This is a genomic window from Psychrobacter sp. 1Y10, assembly GCF_052259005.1.
Lineage (GTDB): Bacteria > Pseudomonadota > Gammaproteobacteria > Pseudomonadales > Moraxellaceae > Psychrobacter > Psychrobacter saeujeotis.
In genome coordinates this window covers 140,746-166,758 of record NZ_JBQQES010000001.1, presented here as the reverse complement: position 1 = coordinate 166,758, position 26,013 = coordinate 140,746, and the positions used below count along the sequence as shown (strand labels likewise).

Genomic DNA, 26,013 nt, shown 5'->3' with positions numbered 1-26,013 from the left:
CCTATTTAGTTTGATAAACCGTAATAAAATTCACTTTATGTAAAATAAGCGATGACAATCAGTCTCTACTTATCCTTTTATCTATTAAAGTGTCTGTGCCAATATATGCCAGCACAACATATCAAAATCCATGCCGTAAGCCTTAGCCGCCATGGGCACTAAACTATGACTGGTCATACCCGGGACAGTATTGATCTCAAGTAGCCAAAAGTTGCCCGCCTCATCTTGCATCGCATCAATACGTCCCCAACCTTTTGCATCAACCGCGCGGAATGCTGCAAGGCTCAACGCTTGCAAATGCTTTTCGTCAGCATCGCTCAAACCACACGGAATATAATAACTGGTATCGTTACGGTTGTATTTTGCTTCGAAGTCATAAAAATTGGTAATGTCGGCAGGCTCAAGACGTATCACTGGATAAGCTTCGTCATCGATAACAACAATCGTAAACTCGCGTCCAGTAATCCAGCGTTCCGCCATTACTGCATCACCGCACTGTACTGCCGTTGCGTATGCTGCAGGCAACTCGTCAAGGTTATTGACTTTCGTCATGCCAATACTTGAACCTTCATGAACGGGCTTAATAATCAAAGGTAGCCCTAGCATGTTGACGACTTGCTGCCAGTCAGTATTAGCCGTTAGTAATGAGAATGGCGCTGTCGATAAGCCGCAGCCCTGCCACAATTGCTTGGTACGTACTTTATCCATGCCAAGTGCCGATGCTAAAATTCCTGAACCTGTCTGCGGGATATCAAACCATTGCAACACGCCTTGTAACAATCCATCTTCGCCGCCGCGACCATGCAACACGTTAAACACTCGATCATAATCACGTAGCTCGGTAATATCTTGATGCTTAGGATCAAAGTGTATGGCATCAACACCTTGGTTTTGTAATGCTTGCAAGACTGCTGCGCCACTGTCTAATGATACGCTGCGCTCATTGCTACTACCGCCATAAATGACAGCGACTTTACCAAACTCACTGGCATCTTTGACTTTGCTCGTCGCAACACTCAATGATGAGGCTTGGCTTGGCTGGTTATTTTCTATACCATCTTTCTCTGCTTGAGCAGCTGCTGCTAAAGCTGACTCTGGATTGGTGATAAGTGTTTCATTATCAGCACCATCGTTGACACTATTGAGAAGATTTGTGTGTTGATTGTCATTAATAGTCATGAGTACGATTTCCAAAAATCTTTTAAAACTTATTTAAGATATAAATCATTTGCAGCTAAATCGATTGCAATTTGACCAATGTTACCAGCGCCTTGGGTCAAGAGCATGTCATTAGCTTCTAGAAGACGCTGCATAACGGGCGCAAGATTGTCTTTATCAACAATCGTAGGTTCAACGGCGCCGCGAAGACGAATACTACGTGCCAAGGCCTTAGTATCAGCACCCGCAATAGGACTTTCGCCTGCTGAATATACATCTAATAATAGCAATTCATCAACATTTGAGAGCACTTCAACGAAATCGTCAAAGCAATCACGCGTACGGCTATAACGATGCGGCTGAAACAGCATCACTAAACGACGAGCTGGGAAGCTTTGGCGCGCCGCTTTAATCGTGGCATCGACTTCTTTTGGATGATGCCCATAATCATCAATGAGTAAGACATCACCTTCATCAACACTGACAGAAGCATGCTGCTCAAAGCGGCGTCCGACACCTTCAAATTTTTGTAAAGCACGCTCAATAGCATCATCATTTACCCCTTCATCAGTTGCCATGGTGATAGCAGCAAGGGCATTATAGACGTTATGAATACCTGGGATATTTAACGTTAAACGTAGTGGCTCGCGGTCACGGCGCAGTACCGTAAAGTGAGTCTTAGTGCCTTCACTAACCACGTCAATCGCTTGCACATCATTGAACGGCTCAAGTCCGAAAGTTAGTACTGGACGGCCAATATCATCAATCATTGCATATAGCTCTGGATCGTCACCACATACCACAGCCAAGCCATAAAACGGCATGTTTTGTAAAAACTGAATATAAGCGGCTTTTAATTTATCAAAGCTGTTTTCATAAGTTTCCATATGATCTTGATCGATATTGGTGACAATCGCTGCCATTGGATGCAATGACAAGAACGATGCATCAGACTCATCCGCTTCGGCAACTAGATAGCGACTGCTACCAAGCGCAGCATTTTTACCAGATGCATTTAGCTTACCGCCGATCACATAGGTCGGATCGAGCTGCCCTTCTGCCATCATAGTAGTCAGCAAACTAGTCGTTGTAGTCTTGCCATGCGCGCCCGCAACGGCAATACCATGACGATAACGCATTAATTCGCCAAGCATATCAGCGCGGCGTACCACTGGTAGACGCGCCTCTAACGCCGCTTTTACTTCAGGATTGCTACGATCAATTGCTGAGGATACAACGATGACATCTGCATTCGCGATATTCTTGGAATCATGACCAATTGATATCTCAATACCAATCTGCTGTAGACGCCGAGTTACCACGCTATCAGCAATATCAGAGCCACTAACTTGGTAGCCTTGATTATTCATAACCTCAGCGATTCCGCACATTCCCGAGCCACCAATACCAATAAAATGCAAATGCTGGATACGGCGCATTTCTGGTATTTCAATCAAACGCTTGGGTAGAGCTTTCGCGGAGGTAGACATAAAAGGTTCTCTTTATTAAAGGCCAGTAAATTTATTGAATTAGTTGTAGAAACAACCAGTTATGGAAACAGTAGCTTCTGAAGATATAGGCTACAAGGCTTGCCAAACAATATCAGCAACTTGGCTAGTGGCGCTACGATTGGCAAGGGCATGGCCTTTTTTTGCCATCTCCAAGCAAGTGTGGCGATCAAGCGCTGCAAGCTCATTACTCAGACGCTGCGCTGTTAGCTCAGACTGCGGTAATAAAATCGCAGCATCGTGTGACGTCAAGGTGCGTGCATTAGCAGTCTGATGGTCATCAACTGCATGAGGTAGCGGTACAAAAATCGCGGCAATACCGACATTTTGAATTTCGGTAACTGTCAACGCGCCTGCTCGACAAACGATAATATCTGCCCAGTTGTACGCCGCTGCCATATCGTCAATAAATGGCTGTACAGTGAACTTATGAGCGCTTAAATCCTCGCTATCATAAGCTATTTTTGTCGCTTGCTCATTATTACGACCGCACTGATGCTGTACCTCAAAAGGACGGCCTATTAACGCAAGTGCCTTAGGTACGGTATCGTTTAACACTTGCGCGCCCAATGAGCCACCAACGACTAATAGCTTTAAAGGTGAACGATCACTGATATCGTAGCGCTTAATCGGTTCAGCGACACCCGAAATCGCATTACGTACTGGATTACCAACGCTTTCAAGCTTTGCATCTTGTGTACTATCAGCAAAGGTATGATCAAACGCTTGTAGTACCTTAGTTGCAATCTTCGCCAAATAACGATTGCTCATACCAGCGATGGCATTTTGCTCATGAATAATTAGTGGCGTATTGGTCATACGTGCTGCAATACCGCCGGGTGCTGTGACATAACCGCCAAAACCCACCACCATATCAATCTGATTGCTACGAATAATTTTGACTGTAGCCATCGTCGCTGATAGTAAGGTAAAAGGTAACTTGGCTAGGCGCGTGATACCTTTACCACGCAATCCCTGCATCGCAATAGGATGAAAATCATAGCCAGCTGGTTTGACCAAACCATTTTCCATACCGTTTGGCGTACCTAGCCAGTGAATGACGGCACCGCGTTGGGTCAATTCCTCAGCAACTGCCAGAGCTGGGAATACATGGCCACCCGTACCAGCGGCCATCATCATTATGTGCGGTGTTTTCATTAACGCCTGCCTTTCTTATCTTTACTGAAACAAATATTAAGTAGTAGCCACTCATATATTAATAATAATAATTCACTATAAAAGCTCATACACTAAAGACCGCATAGTATAGAGGAATTTATGCTCATTTATATAGCACTTTATCGCTTAAATAATGAGTTGAAACACTTTAATGCCAAACAATAAAAATGAGAGATATCAAAAAATTAATAACCGCTCATCTTCAAAATACAATCCTTAACAACGAGCTTCTATCGCTATCATAAAGTCTGTCGCAATGTCCGTACCACACTGATCATCAATCTCACGGACGCAAGTGGGACTGGTGACATTAATTTCTGTAATCCGGCCACCGATTAAGTCTAAACCAACGAACATGAGACCTTTTTCTTTGACAATAGGAGCGACTACTTCTGCCACTTGACGTTCAATATCGGTGAGCGGCATGGCCACACCGCTACCACCTGCAGCTAGATTACCACGGGTCTCGCCCTTGACTGGAATACGTGCCAAACTATAATCAACCACTACCCCATCGACGATCAACACACGCTTATCACCCTCAATAATCTCAGGTAGATAACGCTGTGCCATAATTGGCAAGGTCTCAAGTTCAGTCAAGATCTCCAGCGTTACGCCGATATTGGCACTGTCGGCGGTCAGACGAAAGATACCAGTTCCGCCCATCCCATCTAATGGCTTGACGATTACGTCTTGTTGCTCAGCGATAAACTTGCGAATGTGGGCCTGTTTACTGGTCACAATCGTTGGGCTCATATACTCGCTAAACCAAGTCGCAAACAGCTTCTCATTACAGTCGCGAATCGCTTGCGGGTCATTGACCACTAACACGCCTGCCGCTTTGGCATGATCGAGCAGGTAGGTTGCATAAATAAAGCGCATGTCGAACGGTGGATCCTTACGCATCAAAATCACGTTATAGTCACTGACCGGACCTGTCGCTTTATCACCTAACGTATAGAAGTTTTCAGGATCACGCTTTACCGTTACTGGCTGTGTATCGACCATCAACTGCCCACGATCCAACCATAGATCATGAATCTGACAATAACCAAGCGTATGACCGCGGTCTTGAGCGGCCCACATCATTGCCAAACTGGTATCTTTTTTATAGTTAACCTGCTCGATAGGATCCATGATAACGAGTATTTTTAGAGATTTTTTTTGATTTTCTTGGCTCATGATAAGGCTCACTTACGTTATATTATAAATAGGCAGTTATTAAAATTGACAGACACTTAATCTATAGGCAGGTATTTATAAACCCTTATTTATAAGTACCTGCAATATACTAACGCTTGAATACAGCTCAAGAACAGCATCCTAACAACAAACTATACGCCGTACTGCTCGCGGTAATGCTGCATCTTTGCAAGTTGGGTCGCGTCTTTATACTGGCCGCTTTGTGCACCATGGTCGTCTGCTAAATAACTAATTAAATCATCAATATTAACGAGAGCATGTACAGGCACTTCTAGCGTCGCGGTAAGCTCTTGTATAGCAGAATGATCATTTTGGCCTTTTTCTTTGCGATCAAGAGCAACAATAATACCCGCCACACTTGCACCCGATTGCTCTAAAATCTCGACCACTTCGCGCATCGCTGTACCCGCAGTAATAACATCGTCAAGCACCCAGACAGCTTTGCCACTGACATCAGCACCCACTAAGTTACCACCTTCGCCATGAGTTTTGGCTTCTTTACGATTATAACCCCATTTAGCATTGATGCCATGATGCAGCCATAACGCTTGCGCGGTTGCGGCCACAAATGGAATACCTTTATAAGCCGCGCCAAAAATAACCAGCTCTTGCTGCTCTGCACCGTTATTGCTAGCTGCCATCTGTTCAGCCAAAGCATCTGCATAACCGCGCGCTAGTAACGATAACATCTCACCTGTCGCTAGCAAGCCAGCATTAAAAAAATATGGGCTGATACGACCAGACTTAAGCACAAACTCACCAAACTTTAAAACTTGATTGTCTAAAGCGAGCTGAATAAATTGATGCGATGAGAAAGAAACGTTTTGGGCAGGTTGAGCATTAGTCATTGAGGCATTGAGCATTATGGCATTCCTATCAGCAAAATAAAGGGCAAAAAATTTGCATTATTGTACGCATTATTGGTCAGCTTGACCAACCATTGATGTCGTAATCTTGCATATTCGGATAACGAGTCAGTAGGCCATTACGCGATGAGAGATTAAAATAGCATTGACCATCATGGCTCACTTGTATGTCCCAGCCTAAATGATAAGCCGCAACAATAATATGTCCTGCAAATAGTCGCACTTGACGATACTGATAACGCTGTGCTGGTTCAAGATCAAGCTGGCTAAGCAAATAGCTACGGACATGCTGACAGATTTGCGCCGCGCTATAGCTATGATTGATAGTTTTGCGCGTACTACATTGCTTTAAAGCATGAAGAGCGACGCTACACGCCATAATATCTGTAGCCAAACTGCCCTCGCCTGTCTCAAACTGCTGCGGCTGCAAAATCACTTGCCAGTCATCAGCATAAAGGCTGTTGAGTAACTCATCAGGATTATAACGTTTGGTCAAAGCACGTAACGAGGCAGAAGACGCTTTGGTATCTTTTTTATTAAAATCGTTATTAGAGACATTGTTGTTAGAGCCACCGTCATTTTTATTAATTTTTACTGGGCTATCAGCAAGCGCAAAACCATAACGATTCAGTTTTGGATGAGCGCGAATTGCCTGCTGAATATCCGACATATCTAATAGAGTCATGTCACTTAGTGGCGATAATAACGGCTGCTCGCTATGATTTTGATAAAAATTATCAGGAAACTCGACAAGCTTTGCCGCATTTAATAATGACAAATGCTCAACCAATGCCTCTGACGCAACCAGCTCCCATTTCGATAAGCTGTCTTCATTAGGCTGATAAAACCGCGCAGAATTTCCATAGAGCCGTCGCAATTGACCATTTAGGCGTCGAGCAGGCTCTGGGATATCACTTAAAGGCCGTGCAGGATCAAGTGGCGATTGGCTCGGATCAAAGTTAGGGTGCACGATCGCAGGCTGCTTACTATCAGCCAATGTAGACGACAGATCAGCATTGCCTTCTGCCAGTTTATCGCTTATTACTGCACGTTCAGCACTGGATAAGCGATTATCAGAAGTAGAAGGCTGGGTCATGAAATCTCCATAAACTATAAAACATAAAATCAATTCTAATTAAATCAAACTGTCATCTTATGCCTTTCACAAAAGTTAGAGTAGCAAGGAAAACAAGTGTAAGTACTACATATTGTAGACTAAACGAGTTTGACACCGCTAATCATACTTTTTGGATTTGGCATTACTCTTGATGACTCAAAATATCACGATAACCTGCTTGCCAGTCAGGATAATTGAGCCAAGCTAACGGAATGTTGCTATGTAAGCGTTTCCCCGTAACCGCTGTTTTTTTATTATCAATAGCAGGAGGCGTCTCTCCTATCTGCTCACTTAACCAAACGCCTAGCTCAAAAGTTGTGACTGGCGCATAGTCAGTGGCGATATAAAGGGGCTTCGGCGCATCTGTAATCAGTACATTGGCGATAATATTGACCAAATCACGATCCATAATACGATTGCTCCAGTGCGCGGCTGCCACGGGCTTTTTCTGTGGCTCGCGGGCTTTACGTAGGCGCATGAGACGCTCACGTCCGTAAATTCCGCTCGGACGAATGACAATGGTTTTATGACCAAAACCTTGTTGCAGCGCTTGTTCTGCTTGGAGTATCACTTTGGAAGCTGCGCGCTCAGGAGTAACAGGCGCAGTATCTTCATCAATCCATTCGCCACTATCCTGCCCATAAATACCCGTTGAGGAAATAAAAACCACGCGCACAAGGTTGGTTAGCGTGTCCGCAAGCTCTGCTAAATGTTGATTAATCGCCAAGTAACTATCGTGATAACCGCTGGTCGAATATTCATCGGGAGTGACGATAACTGCCATATGAGTAAAGTCTTGGAGCTGCTCAGCGCTAAGTGTCAACGCATCAGCTTGCATAAACTTTGCATTACTATCTAAATCATAATGTTCGCGTTTACTGCGGGCAAGACCCGTGACCGATAAACCGTCCTCAGCAAGTTTATTGGTGACTGGCAGTCCGATATCACCTTGTCCGATAATCAGTAAATTTTGCGTACTCATTTTATATCCTTAAAAATAGCGTCTGTATGACAATTGCACATCGTCATTGGCATCGACGCGATCTTGCCAGTCGTAGTTGGCATTGATGCGTAATGCTTGTTTTTTATCGATATCGTATTGCAGACCTAAGCTTGAGATCGGCTGCCAATAATGACCGCGAGTGTTAGAGTCATCGCTGCTGCCATGATACCAATATGGCAATTGCAATTCAGCCTGCGCGCGTAACTGATTGTTAATCTGATAACGGCAGCCAGCATTTACGCCTGCGCCTACGCGAAAACCTTTATTAATCCCGCGCCCTGCTTGCCCTTTCCCTGATAATAGGGCATAGCATAACTGTGGCGGCATCTCACCAGTACCAGCACTAGGTGTGCCGAACGCCCACGACCAGCCAGTTTCATAGCCAACGCTCCCAACTAGATGATCCCGACCCTCGGCTTGCGAGCCATCGTTCACACGCGTTGCTTCGACACTTGCGCCCCAAGTCTTGCCTTGCTTGGCAGTATTGACCGGATTAAAAGAGCGTCCGCGCAGCACGGTAAAGTTTTCTAACACCACACTGTCAGGTTCATTGTCCTTACTGCTATCAGTATCATAAAAGCGCAGCGTAGTGGCGAGCGCTTCTAAATTAAAGAACTGTGAAAATCCTGACGCCCGATCAAGGGTGTCATGAAAGCCTAGACGTAACCCAACATCAACATAGCTGTTGTCACCGCGCTGCCCAATACCAATTTGAGCCACTTGCAAAGGATGCCTGTCGATAGGGTTATTATCTGAGGCGACAATACCGTGATCTATAATCGTTTTTGGGTCAGCATCACCAGCAGATATACTTGATGCCAAATTGCGCTCTGCTGATTTAATATCAAGAGCGTCATCTTTAGACAGTTTCTGATAACCAAGCGCTGCTGCTTTGGCTTTATTCAGCTCAGCTTGACGTACGGTACTGTCAGCTGGTGTGTAACGGGCATTTGCTAATATGGCTTCTTTATTTAGCAGTTGAATCACGTCGGAAGGAATAACGACATAGGGCAATTGACTGAGCAAATCCTGCTCAGGGCGCACGACATCAATCAACCGTAAAATCTCAGAAGCACAGTTATCTGTGGTGAAATAATAAGGAATATCTAAATCCTTGGTTTCCCATACATGCAATATAATTTGCTGCACTTCTGCGGGTGTCAAATCCAACTGATACGTCCAAGCGTCACGCTCATCGTCTTTGAGATACTTGGCCAGCTTCTCTGGATAAGGGTCAATCTCAATCCTATTATCATAGCCGCCACTGGTAGCCTTGATAGCATAAACAGCAAAAGCATCATCAGGATTGCCATCGACGGTGTCATTGAGCGCGTAAGCATGATGAATTTGGCTAGGATTTGCCGCGCTTGCTGGCGAGTCAATACGCAGCAAGGTGTGAGCAAAAGCGGAGATAGGATTGTCCAAATACTCCTCAGCAAACATAATCGACAGCTGCTTGGGGTTCAGCATGGTCATCCACTCTTTAAGCTCAGGGCAGTCAGCTTGCAAGCTCGAACTATCAATGCCCAAAGTCTCAGTAAGCCAGTGCGTGCGCGCTGGAAAACGACAAATGGCTGAGTTTGAGTTATTGGTAGACTGTGTGGTTTGAGAGGTTGCGATTTGATTGGCAAATGCCACAAGCATCGCATCAAGCTCAGCACTGGCATCCTGTTGCCCATTCGCACTAATAAAGAATTCTGGACTATCGATTAAGCTTTTGGGCGCATCTCTATTAAAGAACGACTTTTTATCATCCAAAAAATATAATAACCGTCGCCATGTTGTATGCTCAGCAAGATTGTCTGCTTGCACCTGCTTACGCCATGTGGCTAATAGTTGTTCGGCTTGTAGTGAATGAGCTTGATTGTTTTGCACACTCTTATCACTATCCAAATTCACCGCTTTTACTTGAGACGCAGAATTTATATTAGGCGCTAGCTCACCTGTCGTCACTACTGACAATGGCGTTGGTAAAAAGGCCTGCGCATTTGCAGAGAGTAGTAGCCCAGCAATAACAAGTGACAAACGTGCTCGATGACTGCAAGCTCGCAGGCTAATTGCGCTTAAGGTACAATCTACAGATATAGAAGACGGCTTTATAGACATAAGGTAAAATCTCGCACGTTAATATTGATAGGCTGGTAGCGCTGCTAAGGTCTGGTCAACAAGTTCTGCTAGGTTGTTGACTTAAATATTTCAAAAACTATCCTTGAGCTAAACTATTTAATTATTTGGTTCTTAAGCATATAAATTATGTTTGTTGCTACTTTACGAAAACTTATTAATACCACTATATAAGATAAAGAGAACATTATGCTCAGTTCAGCTACCCCATCGTCAATGACTATCAAAGACGGCCTATTATCCGACGCGACGTGGGTTGCATCACCGAATTATAATAAACGACCTGACAATACGACTATTGATACTATCGTCATCCATAATATTAGCCTACCACCGAATGAGTTTGGCACCTGTGGTACTGACGGCGTACATTATGTAAAAGCGCTATTTACCAATCAATTAGACTGGGACGCACATCCTTATTTTCAGACGATTGAAGGCGCAGAAGTTTCAGCGCACCTATTTATCGAACGTGATGGCTCTATTACTCAATTTGTAAATTTCGATGAACGCGCGTGGCATGCGGGTAGATCAAGCTACCTTGGCCGACCTGAATGTAACGATTATAGCATTGGCATCGAGCTTGAAGGGTCAGATTTTGTGACCTTCACCATCGCTCAATACGACACGCTTGCAGCAGTAGTCGCCGCTATATACGCCGCCTATCCAAAAACCCGCCGACACCTAACCGGACACAGTGATATTGCACCGGGACGTAAGACAGATCCTGGTGATTATTTTGAATGGGCGAAGTTGCGTGAGCTGGTGGCCGAGAAATTATGTAAGTAGCGATTACTCATAATAACAGCAGCAGTCAATTCCACATTCAATTCATTTATCTATGCTATAGATATGCCATGAAAGTGCTATAATCCGTCAGTTTTTTGACAACACTACATCAGCAAACAACCATCAGTAAACAATTTGGCAAAATAGGTTCTCATGGCAAAAAGTCGGTTATTTCGTTCAACCATGGTGGTCAGTAGCATGACCATGCTGTCTCGTATTTTAGGTCTAGTACGCGATATCGTACTCTTAGGTGTCTTTGGCGCAGGTGGCCTAATGGATGCCTTTTTGGTCGCCTTTAAGATACCAAACTTTTTACGGCGTCTGTTTGCAGAAGGTGCATTTAGCCAAGCTTTCGTCCCTGTACTGTCCGAATATAAAGAAAAATACAGTCTGCAACAGGTACAGATTTTAGTCAGTCGTACCTCAGGGGCGCTGTTGCTGGTGCTATCCATGCTGACAGTCGTTGTCATTTTAATCGCGCCTTGGGTAGTGACATTATTTGCGCCTGGCTTTGCTGATCAGCCCGATAAATTTGCCATTACCGCTGAGCTGCTCCGTCTTACCTTCCCTTACTTACTATTTATTTCTATGACCGCTTTTGCCAGCGGTATTCTGCAAAGTTACGGACGTTTTGCTGCACCGGCCTTTGCACCAGTATTATTAAACTTATGCATGATTGGCGGCGCACTGATTTTCGCTCCAATGTTTGATACGCCGATTATGGCGCTCGGTTATGCAGTCGCTATCGCTGGTTTGTTGCAGTTTTTAATACAGCTGCCACAGCTATGGCAACAAAAATTACTGGTTGCACCTAAAGTTGATTTTCAACACGAAGGTGTTAAGCGTATTTTAAAATTAATGCTACCTGCTATCTTTGGCGTCTCTGTCACTCAGATTAACCTACTGCTCAATACCGTATTCGCTTCTCTCATGATAGGTGGTTCAGTCTCTTGGTTATATGCTGCCGAACGTATGAGCGAGCTACCACTAGGACTAATCGGTGTCGCTATTGGTACGGTTATTCTGCCAAGCTTGTCAAAAAGTGAGGCGCAAAAAGATGATGTTAGCTTTAAAAAGACCATTGATTGGGCAGCGCGGCTAATCATTTTGGTTGGTGTTCCAGCATCAGCAGCTCTGTTTATACTGGCCGATACGTTGATGCAGGCGCTGTTCTTACGTGGTGAATTTACCTTACGTGATGCGCAGATGAGTGCGCTAGCGTTACGCAGTATGGCAGGTGGTATTTTAGGCTTTATGCTGATTAAAATCTTTGCACCAGCATTTTTTGCCCGCCAAGATACCAGAACACCGGTAAAAATCGGTATCGTTTCCGTTTTTGCCAATATGGTATTTAGTGTCATATTTATCGGCATATTTTACTTCTTTGACATGCCGCTGCATGGCGGCTTGGCATTAGCAACGACGGGAGCAGCCTTTGTAAACGCAGGCTTGTTGTATTATTTCTTACATAAGCGTGAGATATTCCGTTTTGGCAGTCACTGGAAAAAACTGTTTGCTCAATTTGCGATTTCTACAAGCGCTATGGTTGCCGTGCTTTATGTCATGCTGCCCTACTTCCCAACTGATAATGCTCAATGGCGACGTATAGCAGCTTTGCTCATTATGTGTGCAGTTGGTGCGGTAGTTTATGGCGTGGTGTTGTTAGCAACAGGCTTCCGTCCTCGTCAGCTAAAACATGGTTAAAACTAAGTGTTAAAAAATAAGTAGCGTACAAACTTACGAAACCAAAACAAGCTTAGTATGAGAATTGACAGTGAAGGACGCTGATAGTTGCCATAATTGCTCTTTAATGAATAAATGGCTATTGAGGACTATTATGACAACTAAAAATTCAGCATTACAATCTTCACGACCTACATTGTTACGCTTGCCAACCATACTAACTGTCGGCGTACTAAGCACTGGACTACTTTTAACTGGTTGTAGCGATAATGACAATGTAAAAACAGAGACAGCAGACAGTGATACTCAAAACACCGCAGCTGTCGTTGAGACCTCTGAGGATGAGGCAGCTGAAGCAGAATTAACTAATGCTGACAATGCTGTTGAAAGTGAACAGATAGCAGCAGATAGCGTTGAAGAGGAAACTGCTATTGATAGTGATAATATCAATCCAGTTACCTCCTCTGCCAAGCAGAAAAGTCTAGTCACCAATCCTACTGAAGCTGGTACACCAGAAGATACTGTTAAAAAAGCGCTAAACAGCTTGTACTATGATGATGCAAAAAAATCTGCCTCTTATTATGAAGTAGATATGGCAAACTTTGAAGAGGAGCTGGCCAATACGCAGTTGGCTTTTCAGCAAACGGTCGAAGGCGTCACTATTACTGATACTACATATAATGATGATAAAACGCGTGCCACTATCACCGGTGAGCTCATGCTGAAAGACCAAAGTGAGCCTGCACCACTGACCTATGAGCTGCAAAAGATAGATGGCCAATGGAAAATTTTAGGCTAGAACATTTAGGGTCTGTTATTAATTATGCGTTATCGGCCTTTGTTTGTTCAACTACCACGGTTTTACCAAGCATTACGACATCCGCGATAAACCCCTGCATATCACATACTTTTGGCATATAACCCCACTGCTCAAAACCAAGCTTATGAAACAGTCCTAGGCTTGGTTTATTATGGGCAAAGACAAGCGCGACGACATTTTGAATTCCAAGATTTGGCGCTTGCGCCAGCATCCAGCGTGCGAGCAAACTGCCCAAGCCTTTTCCTTGGTAGCCTTGATGCAGGTAGATGCTAATCTCAGTGCTAATATGGTAAGCCGTACGAGCATACAAATCACTAAAGCTGCCCCATGCAACGATTGGTGACTTTGTTTGTGTGACAATCTTATCATCATCTGCTGATATAACCGCTGCTCTAACTACATAAATGGGACGCGTTGGACTATTTAGATGTTCATCAAACCACTCTGCACGCTCTTCACAAGTCACCGGCGTCAAGTTTGCTGTCGCTTGCTTGCCGGCAATACTTTGATTATAAATTGCCAAAATCTCTGGTAAATCCTGTTTATTGGCAAGATGCACCATAAACTGCTCGTCAAGATTGTATATTGATGAATTAGGCGGTATAGCATTCAAAGTAATGTTAGTCATAGAGTTTCCATAGCTAATGGCATAGTAAATAATGAGGCGATGTAACGTTTTTATAGTAGATTGACTATACTTGTATTATCAGCAGACTATAGATGTTAGTGTGACTATTTTACTTTATAATAGCTGGTTTTAGACACATCGTTTTTTAGTACAGGTGTGTTTTTTGTTTTTTTATTTGGTCTTATCTATCATAGCTGAAATTTATGAACACCTATTTTCTTGAGCAACTGATTGCATCACCAAGCACTTTGCCTGCAGATACCAGTCCTGTAGATTTGGCACCTTGCGTGCTTACTATTGGCAACTTCGACGGTGTACATTTAGGTCATCAAGCGATGTTAGCGCAAGTGCGTGACATCGCTAACACGCAAAACCTCCATTCTGCCGTCATGATATTTGAACCCCAACCGCGCGAGTTTTTTGCACCAGCCAAGGCTCCAGCGCGCTTGACCAATCTAGTAGAAAAGCAAGCCTTATTAGCCGAGCATGGAGTCGACACTTTAATCGTTGCAAGCTTTGATGATGAGTTTCGTTCGCTATCAGCGCAGGCGTTCGCTGATCTGTTGGCACTGCGCCTAAATGTCAAAGCTTTGGTATTAGGTGATGACTTTAAATTTGGTCATGATCGTACTGGTGACAGTCAGTTTTTACGAGATTATGGATTAAATGTGACCAATCTACATACGGTCACCGATGATAGCAGTAAAGCGGCCCGCATTAGCTCCACACGTGTTCGTGACTTATTGTTAGCAGGGGATATCGACTCGGCCAATGTTTTACTTGGTCGCGACTATACTATGACAGGATCGGTTGTCAGCGGAGATAAAATCGGTCGAACGATGGACTTTCCCACCGCTAATATAAATCTGGATCGTTTAAAGCCTGCACTTCATGGTATTTTTGCTGTTGATGTGGTCAGTCTTGATGATAAAGGCAGAATAATACCCCATGGCTTGGCAAAACTGGCTACGGGTAAGAAAACAGGTGTGGTAGGCCTACGTCCGCATAGCTTGTTTGGTACTGCAAATATCGGTATCAGACCTTCTATTAATAAAGCACATAACTGGCGCTTGGAAGTGCATTTTCCAGAGTTTGAAGGCGATTTGTACGATCTAACCTTACAAGTACGCTTTTTGCATTTTTTGCATGGTGAACGGCGCTACGAGAGTTTAGAAGACCTTAAAGCAGGTATTCATCAAGATGTTAAAGAATTACTTGAATGGCGAGAGCATCAAAAAATAAGTTAAAGAGCGCAACTTGTTTGCAGAAAAAAGCCCACAAGCTGTAAGTAAAGTTGTGGGCTTTTTTAATTCATCTGTTGTTTTACTCTAAGCGTCTGGATGCAAGCGTACGTTTAATTCATCAATCGTCTCAACCCACACTGCATCTTTTTGCCATTCTTCTTGCAAAAACATACGCTGATTATCATTCCAAATATGAGCATCGATTAGCTCTTCTTCTTTTGCTAATTGGTTCTTTTCGATAAACTCATCAATCGCTTCATCCGAGCTATCTAGCCCCAACTGAGCAAATAGCTCATTCATATTATATTCAGGTTCACCCAACATACTGTCTCTCCTTAAATAATGCAAGTTTGATTGTACTTATTATTTCAACGAACGCATTTATTGTAGCAAGCTTTTTTTTATTCGCTGTTAATCAACGTGTATCTAACGTTATCAATTGTATTGATGTACGCTTAAAACCCAAAAAGCCCTCTATATAAGAGGGCTTCTTCTAGATTACTTTGTACAATGGGTTTAGCAAATTTACGACCTATGGAAGCAGGTGTGCAACCGCATCACGCTCTTCGCTAAGTTCTTGTTCTGTAGCTGCCATCTTCTCTTTTGAGAAATCTGATGACACGTCAACGCCGTCTACGATAGACCAATCGCCGTTGCTACATGTACATGGGAATGAGTAAATCAAACCCTCAGCGATACCGTATTCGCCGTTTGAATAAACACCCATTGATACCCAATCGTTTTCATCAGTACCGAGTGCCCATGTACGCATATGAGCGATGGCAGCATTGGCAGCAGAGGCCGCAGATGATGCACCGCGCGCTTTGATGATTGCTGCACCGCGCTGTTGTACTTCTGGAATATAAGTATTTTCGTACCAGTCGCGATCTACCAAATCTAATGCTGGCTTACCATTTACCGTACAAGCGGTTAGATCTGGATACTGAGTTGATGAGTGATTGCCCCAGATAGTCATGTTTTTAATGTCATTAACAGTGCTGTCTGTCTTGTCAGCCAACTGTGCCATCGCACGATTGTGATCTAGACGAGTCATGGCAGTAAAGTTACGTGGATCAAGATCTGGCGCATTACGCTGGGCGATTAGCGCGTTGGTGTTGGCAGGGTTGCCGACGACCAATACTTTTACATCACGGCTGGCCACTTCGTTTAATGCTTTACCTTGTGCTGAGAAGATCGCAGCGTTGGCTTCTAGCAAGTCTTTGCGCTCCATACCTGGGCCACGCGGACGTGCACCTACTAGTAACGCATAATCGATATCTTTGAATGCAACATTGGCATCATCAGTCTGGACAATACCTGCCAACAATGGGAATGCACAGTCTTCTAATTCCATGACCACGCCCTTTAAAGCATCAAGCGCTGGTGTGATTTCAAGCAATTGTAAAATAACTGGTTGATCTTTACCAAGCATCTCACCAGATGCAATACGAAATAGCATCGCATAGCTGATATTACCAGCGGCACCAGTCACGGCAATACGTAAAGGCTGTTTCATAGAATACTCCCTAATTAATTATTAGATAATGTCGTCATCATTATACAGACAAGCATAATAGATATGGACTTGCGCAATGAGATATAGACTTGCTCAATGGTAGCGGTCACAAACCGAAAGCTAGTGTAGCACTTCATTTAGTAAACCGTCTAGGGACAACGACGCGCTTACTGATGTCTATATTGTTACATTTTATACGTACAAAAGTTTGTCAGCAAAAACCATCATGCACATAAGAAAGGGCTGTACAGTAAGAGAACTGCTTTAATTGATTTGTCTCATCAATAGTTATGGCTACTTACCACCCGAAATAATAAAGTTACTGCCGCAACTATTTGTTACTTCGTTGCATTTACCAAACTGGCCACCATCGTAGCAAACATGTATGTCAGTCAGTACAGACTGACGACGATTACCAGCTTGACAGATCAAATCAACACTAGCAGAAGACATTCCACTATTGAGGCGAGTCATTTGACTAATAAAACGAGACTTTGAAACCGTATAACTATTACCTGTATTCAACTCGCTAGGTAGTTTTAAAGCGCCGGCATAGTTGGTAATTTGGCGAAAATAGCTGCTGGCGCTCAGCGGACTACAAGCACCATGATGCTGCCATGCTTGGCTACGTACGGTCGTATCAGGCATAATACGATTAACAACTTTTAGCTGCAACGGCGTTAAACGTGGATCACTACCGCGACCACAGCGCTCTCCATATCCCATATCCAGTCCAGATACCGTCAAGGAATAACCTTCTAAACATTGACGCATGCGTGCGCGTGAAGGTTGCAAATTACACAGCGCTGGCGTCATCTCAATCATTAGTACTCTTTGATTAGATTGAATAGCATTTGCTGCCTGTGCTGGTAGTAAAAATATGCCTTGTAGTAGGATTAGACCTACAATATTCAAGGTTAGATAATGATTTTTATTAGGGACATTATTTTCAAGTTTGTTCGACCAATATCTTTGTGACCCATCTCTTTTTATATCACTTCGCCGTAATTTAGCTATTGAAACAAATACCCGCACAAACTGGCGCGCACGCTTTCGAGCAGATAACTGAAATCTGGTGAACGTATGCGCAAGCCGGATGGGGGCATTGTTTATCATAAATAAAAAAATACTCAATAGTTATTAAACATGGACAGCAGCATTTAGGCAACATCATACAGTAAAATGCAGCTAAGTTCTGAACGTAAAATGCTAATAATTTAAGCAACAGTTTTAAATGAACCGTTTAGTAAAACTTTGTAAAGAATGACAATTATAACAGAGGTAGCAAAGCGCTTTCACATCGCCCTTACTACCACTTACAAAAACTTTAATTTTATAATACCGACATAGGAAAAATCAGATCGCTGTTAAATCTAAAGCGCTGCTGGCACTGTGCCCATACGTTCACTAATCGACTTAGTACGACCCAACAAACTACTATAAACAGTCGCGTTCTCCATTACATGCTTCACATAATTACGAGTCTCAGGATAGGCTATCGATTCAACATACTGATCTGCGGCAAGCGGACCATAAGTAGGTTGCCAGCGTTTGGCATTGTTAGGACCAGCATTGTAACCTGCCGTTGCCAGTACAGGCTGATAGTTCAGCTTACCCAAGATATCACTCATATACCATGTGCCATAGCGAATATTAGTGTCTCCACTATTGGCACGGCTGGCACTATACGACTCACCTAGGTTACGTGCGATATATTTTGCTGTACCTGGCATGATTTGCATAAGTCCACTAGCGCCAACGTTAGAACGTGCTGACGTCACAAAGCGGCTTTCTTGACGCATAATGCCATAAGCCCATGCTGGATCAATACCGGCCGACTGACTATAACGTACCACCGCATCTTGATGCGGCATTGGATGCGATAATGCCAAACTGTTTATCCTATTAGTATTGTCGGCAGCATAAATAGCACGATCAAGCCAGCCCATATCATGCGCTTGACGAGCCGCTGCAATAATTAAGCCATCATCACGATTATCGCGTGCCTGCTTTACAGCCCAGTTCCATTCACGGTTGGCATAGGCACGGCTAGCGTCAGCATTATATAAAGCAAAAGCGCGTGCAAAGTGTTGGTCTTGTAGAACACGAGCTTTATCAGCAGTACTTACATTTGGCAGGTTGCTACCACCTAAGCTCCTAGCATCGAAACGCTGTCCGACTTTGTCTTTAGCCATCAAACCATAATAATCATTACTTTTGGCCAAATATTGATACATTTTCTTAGCCGTATTGCGCTTGCTGCTGTTATTTGACTGTTCGTATGCACGTGCTAGCCAATATTGCCACTGATTCAGTTTTTGAGTTTCAGCATCCATTTGCGAGATCGATTCGATCACATCATCCCAACGACTAAAACGAATAGCCGCTTTAGCATAATCTTCAGCTTCTTCAAAGTTAAAGTCATCGTCTAAGCTGTTGCGAAACCAGTCGATAGCCTCAGCGCTAAAACCATCATCAGTGGTGTGGTTCATACGCTCTACCCCTAGAATACGGTAAGCGTAGCGACGTGTATCATCATTCAATAATTTGGCTGAACGCTGATTGTCTTGTTTGATATCAAAATCTAACTGCAGAGCAGCTTCACGGTATGACTTTTCAGCGAGTCGTCCTATAGCATATAGATATAAATACTGGTTGGTTTGGTTATTAGGCTGCATGCTAAAGCGACCAAAATAAGCACTTGGATTAAGCTGAATCTCGCTTAACGTAGAATAAGGAATCGGCGTACCAAGACGTGATGATAATGCCATAATATCGCCTGTCTTGCCTTTACGTAACATACGTTTGAGACGAGCGGCGCGGTCTTGATTACTAATAAGCGTATTATTATTAAGCTCAGTGGCAAGCTGATCACACAGTGCAGGCTGCTTAAGCGTGCTCAACCAAACATCTGACTTTTCTGCCAGCGCACGCATCGTATCACCGCCACTATTAAATCCAAGAGCAACAGCACAGCGCTCACTACGATCGCCATTTGTCACTAAATTAGCAACTTGACGTACCGAAGCGTGGTCACCTGAAGCGGCTTTTGTTTCGGCAAAATCAGCAACCAATTTTTCAGCCATTACCGTATTAGGATACTGACGAACGAACTGCGATACGGCGGCAGAGGTTTGTGCCTCTAAATCTAGATTCATACGCCAGTAGGTCGGATACATGGCAAACAATCCGCCACTCATCAATTGCTCATAATTAAACAAGGCATTAACGTCCCCGCGGTCTGCCGCTTGTGCAGCTAATGTAAAGTAATCCACACTGTTGTCTTGCTGGTAACTATTACCATAAGAGGTTGTAGGCTGTGCACAAGCAACCTGTGACAACCCAGCTGCACTCATTGCGGTGACTAGACTTAGCGCCCCAATACGTAATGATCGGGCTTGCACGCCCATAACAGTTATATGGCGTTTAGGTTTAGACATAGCAAAATCACTAGCTTGGCTGTTATTTTGAATGTGATTGGCAGCTGACTGCTTTCTCATACTTTCTCTCTTTGTATTTTAATCATCATTTACTGCCAAAACCCTTTATGCTGTTTTAGCTCTCTTATCTGTGCTCATTTCCTGTACTAACTTTATGAACGTCATTCTAATATTTGACAAATACTCTTTATTAACATCGACTATCTGTTCATTCATACCATGATAGGCTCACTACTTATTAAAATGAGTAGAGATCAGTCAAAATAAGTAAAGACTAGAACAATGTACTGTATTGGTAGTATCACACTTATCATACTACATTCATCTGACCTTCAACCAGCGCCCTTACTATTCGTTAATAAATAAGAGAGTGGCGCGTAACACAGAGATGATATAGCGCCGACTCTGCTATATTCGTCAAACACCTATAAAAATCATGATAAGCAATTGATAGTATTATAAATAATTTATGATAATTATATCCAATACGCTACGGTTACTTTTCACATTAGCAGATGGTTATGATAAAATACGCCACGCATTAGTGGCCCATCGCCGCTATGTTTTGATAATTTTTGATAATTGTGGATTTTAACTTATGAGTGTTTCTGTATTCGACCCCCGCATCATTGACGCTAGTGCTAAAACTGATGTCACTGCGCCTGCTATCAATGCACTCGTAGAGACAAATCCAGAAACTGCCTCAACTGCTACTAAGAAAGTATTTATCACGACTCAAGGCTGTCAGATGAACGTTTATGACTCTGATAAAATGCTTGATGTGCTGGGCGATTCGCACGGCATGGTAGTGACGCAGGACATTGATGAAGCTGATGTGCTTTTGATGAATACCTGCTCAATCCGCGAAAAAGCCCAAGAAAAAGTGTTTTCAGAATTGGGTCGCTGGCGTAAATTGAAAGAGAAACGTCCAGACTTGGTCATCGGAGTCGGTGGTTGCGTGGCCTCACAAGAAGGCGATAATATCCAAAAACGTGCCCCTTACGTCGATATGATATTTGGTCCGCAGACCCTGCACCGTCTGCCAGAACTATATGATCAATCGAGCGAGCAACGTAATATCGCTCCCAAAAATCGTATTGGCACCATTGACATCTCTTTTCCTAGTATCGAAAAGTTTGACTTTTTGCCTGAACCAAAGGTAGAGGGTTATAAAGCCTTTGTTTCTATTATGGAAGGCTGCTCAAAGTATTGCTCATTTTGCGTGGTTCCTTATACGCGCGGCGAAGAGCTGTCACGTCCATTAGACGATGTATTGGCTGAGATTGACAGTTTGGCGGCGCAAGGTATTCGTGAGATCAACCTGCTCGGTCAAAACGTCAATGGTTATCGCGGAGAAAAGGATGATGGCAGTATTTGCCGTTTCGCTGAGCTGCTGCATTATGTATCACATATCGATGGCGTTGAGCGTATTCGTTATACCACAAGCCATCCGCTAGAGTTTACTGATGATATCATTGATGCTTATGCGCAATTACCAGAGCTGGTATCGCACCTGCACCTACCTGTACAAAGTGGCTCAAACAACATCCTTGCAGCGATGAAACGCAATCATACGATCGATGTTTATATCAATCAGATTAATAAACTCAAAGCTATTCGTCCTGATATCTATCTGTCGAGCGACTTCATCATTGGCTTCCCTGGTGAGACCGATCAAGACTTCCAAGATACATTAAACTTGGCAAAAGAGTTAAATTTCGATCATTCTTATAGCTTTATCTATTCTAAACGCCCAGGTACGCCAGCAGCAGAGCTGCCTGACGATGTGAGCTTTACGACCAAAAAAGAGCGCTTGGCAGAGTTTCAGCAAGTCATTATTGACTCAACGCTTGCTAAAACTCATGAAATGGTCGGCACGACGACTCGCGTATTGGTTGAACAAGTGGCAGATCGTCATCCGGATTGCCTAATCGGTACGGCGGACAATACACGCACTGTTATGTTCCCTTACGATATGGAACAAATAGATCAGCTACTCGGTAAAATCGTCAACGTACGCGTGACGGATTTTGTGAGTCCGCATATGGTCAAGGGTGAGCTTGAGGCTGTTTTAGCCTAAATTTATTTTGTGTAGATACAAATAAGAAAAGTCGCTTCCTATTCGATAGGAAGCGACTTTTTTTATGACTCAATGATAAGTTTCTAAATGACAAACGGCTTATTTTAAACCATAAAGCTATTAAGCACTTCGGCCAATAGCGCCGCCGCAATTAATATAAAAATCACTCCACAACCACGATTAAGCCACGCTAAGCGATTTCCAACATCGAGCCAGCTTGCGAGCTTTGTACCACCTAGGGTATAAACAATCTGCCAGATTGTCTCACTCAAAAACAATCCTATAGTCAATACCACATATTGTGGCCACAATGGCGCACTAAAATTGAGGAACTTAGGAAAGAACGCAGCAAAGAACAAGATGGCTTTTGGATTAGACAGTGATACCCAAATACCAGTACGAAACAAGGTCGTGTTGCTCGGCGATACCTTAACGGCTGCACTAGATAGCGAACGCGGTCTGGGCATATCAGCCATAGGTTGCATAGTAGTGGGATAGTCAGCTGCCACCTCTTCACCTATCTCACAAGCATCACTCATTAAGCTGCCTTCACTAGCATCGCGCCACGAGCTGATACCCAAATAGATAAGATATGCTGCGCCGACTGCTTTAATAACCGTAAGCAACCAAGGGGACTGGCGACTGATGACATCCAATCCAAGCAATGTCGATAATAGCAGTATAAACAAACCAAGGCTTAACCCCGCCAGCGTCCAGATTGTCCGCTTGACCCCATAGTTCATCCCATACTGGAACGCTAATAACATATTGGGACCAGGGGTCGCTGAAATAAAAAACGTACTTGCAAAAAATACCGCAAACAGATGCCAAGACATCAACCAACCCCTACTCTTTTATTTAAAATAAATGGCATAAACGCAAAAGACGCAAAAAATAAATACCGCCATAAAGACGGTATATTTTATGCTACTTCATAACAAAAAAGAACTGCTTACTGCCTTAACTAACCGCACAGCTCTTAAGCAATTTTTGTAAAAACTCATTACAGCGCGCAATCTCACTCAATGCCACGAACTCATCGGCTTTATGCGCCTGCTCAATGCTGCCGGGGCCACAAATAATGGTCGGAATGCCAGAATTGGTAAACTGCCCGCCTTCGGTGGCATAAGCCACTTTATGGCGCTCATTATCGCCCGTTAATGCCGCTATCAGCGTTTGTAGCTCATCATTATTATTATCGTTCATTGCGGGTACGCCCTCTTCCTGTATCAGCTCGATACCGGTTTCAGGAGACCGCGCTTGCATCTGCGCGTTTAGCTCGGCAATTTTAGCTTGGATGGGCGCTACAATATTCTCTTGCGTCATATGCGGTAGATTACGATAGTCAAAGGTGAACTCGCACAGATTGGGTACGATATTGGTCGCTGTGCCGCCTTTTATTGTACCCACTGACATGGTTGAAAAAGGCACATCAAACATGTCATCGTTGTCATCACGCTGGCTAATCTCTTCCGCCAACTCATCGACATAGCCGATTAGACGACTGGCATAGCTGATGGCATTGACGCCCTGTTTGGTCAATGATGAATGCACAGACTTGCCATGGACGCGGCAGCGATAAACAGCAATGCCTTTATGTGCCACAACCACCGTCATATTGGTTGGCTCACCGACGATACAATAATCAGGAGTGATACCGCGCGCCTCGATATCCGCTAAAATCAGCGGCGCACCCAAACAGCCCACCTCTTCATCAAAGGATAGTGCCAGATGCAGCGGACGGCTCAGCTTACCCGCTTTAGATAATTCTACTGCTTTAGGTAGCACCGTTAAGCTACAGGCAATAAAGCCTTTCATGTCACAAGCACCGCGCCCATATAGCTTGTCACCACGAATGGTCGCGGTGAATGGCTCCGATGCCCACTCTTGTCCATCAACTGGCACTACATCCGTATGACCAGACAACACAAGGCCACGGTTCACCTCATCAGCGTTGGCTCCTGCTGGGACGGTGACAAATAAATTGGCTTTATTTTTAGCCTCATTAAAAGTCAAATCCACCGATAAGCCCAATTGCTCACAATAGGCTTGTACATCTTCGATCAACGCTAAATTGGAATGGCGACTGACCGTATCAAAGCCTATCAGACGCTCTAGCCAATCGATACTTTGCGCAGGATACGTCACATGAGACAAGGTTTGATTATCATCATCGTTACTACTACTCATAGCCATAGAACATCCTCATTACGATATAAAACAAACATTAGTCTTTCTGGATTGAGCGCCGGTGTAACTCTTTTACCTTGTTGTCTAAATCAGTAACTGGGCCCTCTACTGGTATGTTCGGAGCCACTTCCTGAATCGACAAGGTATTGATAGGAGAAGAAGATTTAATGCCCATCTCCTCCATCCATTCGCCCAACTGTTTCGATGAGCTAACGTAAACAATACGCCCCAATCCTGCCCAAGCATGCGCAGCAGAACACATAGCACAGTGCTCGCCTGAGGTATAGACCACTGCTTTTGCACGCGCATCAGGGTCCATGTTTTGAGCCGCCCATTTGGCGACAGCAATCTCAGGGTGATAAGTCGCATCAACCGTATTGGCACGGTTACGATCTTCATGTAATACATGACCCTCGCTATCCACTAATACGCTACCGAATGGCTCATCGCCCGCTTCCAAAGCTTCGGCGGCAAGCTCAACGCAGCGACGCAGATGTTGCATGTCTTTGTCTGTTATCATCACAGTCTCCTTTTTAATCGCTTATAGCTTATAAGCTTACTGTCAACCAGCACTCCTATCACACTGCTTATTATAACGATTCAATTATGACGGATTGTTTTGATTCATGATATCTATCACTGGTGGCATCGGTTTCGGCAGCTTACCTTCTGCTTGTAACTCTTTGGTCGTTTTAGCATCAATGGCCAGTCCAGAAATCAGGGCGATATCTTTGACAGGTTTACGCTTACGGGTGGCAAAGCTTACAGGTATCATACGCGCAAACTCATAAATATAAAGGTAAGACTCTTCACCGCCCTCATATTCTTCATCTTCTTCAAGGCGGATAGCCCCAATTTTGGCCAAATCTGAAAGCATCTCATTTTCTTCAGCAGTCAGACCACAATCAGTAACCCCAAACCCTGTCATAAAACCATTCGCCCACTGTTTCAAAGCAATGACACGTTCGTATAAGCTATGTTCGTCATCAGGGACAAGTGGCATATATGCATAGGCATCGTCTTTGTCTTTTAGCTGAAATACTGTATCTTCGCCCTCCTCTGCCAATAAGGTTAGCGCCGCGTCTGGCAATGGTGCAAAACTTAGCTCTGCAAGGACAGTCGCCCATTCTTGCTCACTAGGAGCATTGCATGCTGTCATCAAGCCTGTCATCAAACCATGTAGCTCACTAATGCTAACATCAGTCCAATCTTCAATGGTATTTGACCAAGTATTCCAGCCTGAGATGTTGTCATTCATAACTATCGTCCTATCAATTAGTCGGTACTTATTCATTTAAAATAGCTGTAATTTCATACTATTTATAAGATTACAGCCAATAAAAGCAAAAAATGGAGCACAATACGTGCAATTACTTTGTTGATATAGATATTATGCGGTCACCTATGGCATTATTAAACGTAACGAAGAAAATTCCTCCACACATTACTTGTTAAGGATAATAAC

The 26,013-nt window shown here is 43.7% G+C and carries 22 protein-coding genes; 5 read left to right on the top strand and 17 right to left on the bottom strand.

Going from position 1 to position 26,013, the window contains the following annotated elements; genetic code table 11:
• Window positions 1-84 precede the first annotated feature (84 nt).
• From ACTXGH_RS00745 to ACTXGH_RS00710, 8 genes are all read right to left on the bottom strand, one after another.
• On the bottom strand, window positions 85-1,179 hold the full coding sequence (locus tag ACTXGH_RS00745) for a D-alanine--D-alanine ligase (protein WP_439261898.1): 1,095 nt from the start codon (window positions 1,177-1,179) through the stop codon (window positions 85-87).
• Window positions 1,180-1,208: 29 nt separating this feature from the next.
• The gene (gene murC / locus ACTXGH_RS00740; protein WP_439295740.1) at window positions 1,209-2,648 is read right to left on the bottom strand and encodes a UDP-N-acetylmuramate--L-alanine ligase; all 1,440 of its coding nucleotides are present in this window, start codon (window positions 2,646-2,648) and stop codon (window positions 1,209-1,211) included.
• A 90-nt stretch (window positions 2,649-2,738) separates the two neighbouring features.
• Window positions 2,739-3,824, bottom strand: a complete 1,086-nt coding sequence (gene murG / locus ACTXGH_RS00735) for an undecaprenyldiphospho-muramoylpentapeptide beta-N-acetylglucosaminyltransferase (protein WP_439261902.1) — start codon at window positions 3,822-3,824, stop codon at window positions 2,739-2,741.
• Window positions 3,825-4,061: 237 nt separating this feature from the next.
• On the bottom strand, window positions 4,062-5,027 hold the full coding sequence (gshB, locus tag ACTXGH_RS00730; protein ID WP_439261904.1) for a glutathione synthase: 966 nt from the start codon (window positions 5,025-5,027) through the stop codon (window positions 4,062-4,064).
• A 152-nt stretch (window positions 5,028-5,179) separates the two neighbouring features.
• Window positions 5,180-5,896, bottom strand: coding sequence for an orotate phosphoribosyltransferase (gene pyrE / locus ACTXGH_RS00725; RefSeq protein ID WP_439262138.1), 717 nt, complete (start codon window positions 5,894-5,896; stop codon window positions 5,180-5,182).
• Window positions 5,897-5,972: 76 nt separating this feature from the next.
• A complete protein-coding gene (locus tag ACTXGH_RS00720) occupies window positions 5,973-7,010 on the bottom strand; it encodes a hypothetical protein (protein WP_439295741.1) in 1,038 nt (345 codons plus the stop codon).
• 163 nt (window positions 7,011-7,173) lie between these two features.
• On the bottom strand, window positions 7,174-8,013 hold the full coding sequence (locus ACTXGH_RS00715) for an SDR family oxidoreductase (protein WP_439261908.1): 840 nt from the start codon (window positions 8,011-8,013) through the stop codon (window positions 7,174-7,176).
• A gap of 9 nt (window positions 8,014-8,022) precedes the next feature.
• On the bottom strand, window positions 8,023-10,140 hold the full coding sequence (locus tag ACTXGH_RS00710) for an Lnb N-terminal periplasmic domain-containing protein (protein WP_443561641.1): 2,118 nt from the start codon (window positions 10,138-10,140) through the stop codon (window positions 8,023-8,025).
• Between the two features lie 207 nt (window positions 10,141-10,347).
• Here ACTXGH_RS00710 and ampD point away from each other — a divergent pair, with 207 nt between their 5' ends.
• The 3 genes from ampD (at window position 10,348) to ACTXGH_RS00695 (ending at window position 13,429) form a co-directional block, all read left to right on the top strand.
• On the top strand, window positions 10,348-10,947 hold the full coding sequence (gene ampD, locus ACTXGH_RS00705; protein WP_439261911.1) for a 1,6-anhydro-N-acetylmuramyl-L-alanine amidase AmpD: 600 nt from the start codon (window positions 10,348-10,350) through the stop codon (window positions 10,945-10,947).
• Between the two features lie 153 nt (window positions 10,948-11,100).
• A complete protein-coding gene (murJ, locus tag ACTXGH_RS00700; protein ID WP_439295743.1) occupies window positions 11,101-12,651 on the top strand; it encodes a murein biosynthesis integral membrane protein MurJ in 1,551 nt (516 codons plus the stop codon).
• Between the two features lie 133 nt (window positions 12,652-12,784).
• Entirely contained in the window at window positions 12,785-13,429 is a 645-nt protein-coding gene (locus tag ACTXGH_RS00695; RefSeq protein ID WP_439295744.1) for a hypothetical protein, read from the top strand.
• Window positions 13,430-13,451: 22 nt separating this feature from the next.
• Here the strand turns inward: ACTXGH_RS00695 and ACTXGH_RS00690 are convergent, their stop codons facing one another.
• Entirely contained in the window at window positions 13,452-14,078 is a 627-nt protein-coding gene (locus ACTXGH_RS00690) for a GNAT family N-acetyltransferase (RefSeq protein WP_439295745.1), read from the bottom strand.
• Window positions 14,079-14,281: 203 nt separating this feature from the next.
• Between ACTXGH_RS00690 and ribF the strand changes: the two genes are divergently transcribed.
• The gene (gene ribF / locus ACTXGH_RS00685; protein ID WP_439295746.1) at window positions 14,282-15,325 is read left to right on the top strand and encodes a riboflavin biosynthesis protein RibF; all 1,044 of its coding nucleotides are present in this window, start codon (window positions 14,282-14,284) and stop codon (window positions 15,323-15,325) included.
• 81 nt (window positions 15,326-15,406) lie between these two features.
• On the opposite strand, the gene ACTXGH_RS00680 is transcribed toward ribF, so the two are convergent.
• The 4 genes from ACTXGH_RS00680 to ACTXGH_RS00665 form a co-directional block, all read right to left on the bottom strand.
• On the bottom strand, window positions 15,407-15,646 hold the full coding sequence (locus tag ACTXGH_RS00680; protein WP_299217662.1) for a DUF2789 domain-containing protein: 240 nt from the start codon (window positions 15,644-15,646) through the stop codon (window positions 15,407-15,409).
• A gap of 208 nt (window positions 15,647-15,854) precedes the next feature.
• Window positions 15,855-16,838 carry a malate dehydrogenase gene (locus tag ACTXGH_RS00675; protein WP_439295747.1) on the bottom strand — a complete coding sequence of 328 codons (984 nt, stop codon included), beginning with the start codon at window positions 16,836-16,838 and terminating at the stop codon, window positions 15,855-15,857.
• Between the two features lie 294 nt (window positions 16,839-17,132).
• Window positions 17,133-17,663 (bottom strand): T2 family ribonuclease, encoded by a 531-nt coding sequence (locus tag ACTXGH_RS00670; protein ID WP_439295748.1) that lies wholly within the window; start codon window positions 17,661-17,663, stop codon window positions 17,133-17,135.
• A gap of 548 nt (window positions 17,664-18,211) precedes the next feature.
• Entirely contained in the window at window positions 18,212-20,194 is a 1,983-nt protein-coding gene (locus ACTXGH_RS00665) for a lytic transglycosylase domain-containing protein (protein ID WP_439295809.1), read from the bottom strand.
• 682 nt (window positions 20,195-20,876) lie between these two features.
• Here ACTXGH_RS00665 and miaB point away from each other — a divergent pair.
• Window positions 20,877-22,358 (top strand): tRNA (N6-isopentenyl adenosine(37)-C2)-methylthiotransferase MiaB, encoded by a 1,482-nt coding sequence (miaB, locus tag ACTXGH_RS00660; RefSeq protein WP_439295749.1) that lies wholly within the window; start codon window positions 20,877-20,879, stop codon window positions 22,356-22,358.
• 104 nt (window positions 22,359-22,462) lie between these two features.
• On the opposite strand, the gene ACTXGH_RS00655 is transcribed toward miaB, so the two are convergent.
• From ACTXGH_RS00655 to ACTXGH_RS00640, 4 genes are all read right to left on the bottom strand, one after another.
• Window positions 22,463-23,194, bottom strand: coding sequence for a LysE family translocator (locus ACTXGH_RS00655; protein ID WP_439295750.1), 732 nt, complete (start codon window positions 23,192-23,194; stop codon window positions 22,463-22,465).
• 124 nt (window positions 23,195-23,318) lie between these two features.
• Window positions 23,319-24,554 (bottom strand): acetylornithine deacetylase, encoded by a 1,236-nt coding sequence (gene argE, locus ACTXGH_RS00650; RefSeq protein ID WP_439295751.1) that lies wholly within the window; start codon window positions 24,552-24,554, stop codon window positions 23,319-23,321.
• A 31-nt stretch (window positions 24,555-24,585) separates the two neighbouring features.
• Window positions 24,586-25,068, bottom strand: coding sequence for a nucleoside deaminase (locus tag ACTXGH_RS00645; RefSeq protein WP_439261929.1), 483 nt, complete (start codon window positions 25,066-25,068; stop codon window positions 24,586-24,588).
• 84 nt (window positions 25,069-25,152) lie between these two features.
• A complete protein-coding gene (locus ACTXGH_RS00640; protein WP_439261930.1) occupies window positions 25,153-25,806 on the bottom strand; it encodes a UPF0149 family protein in 654 nt (217 codons plus the stop codon).
• Window positions 25,807-26,013 lie beyond the last annotated feature (207 nt).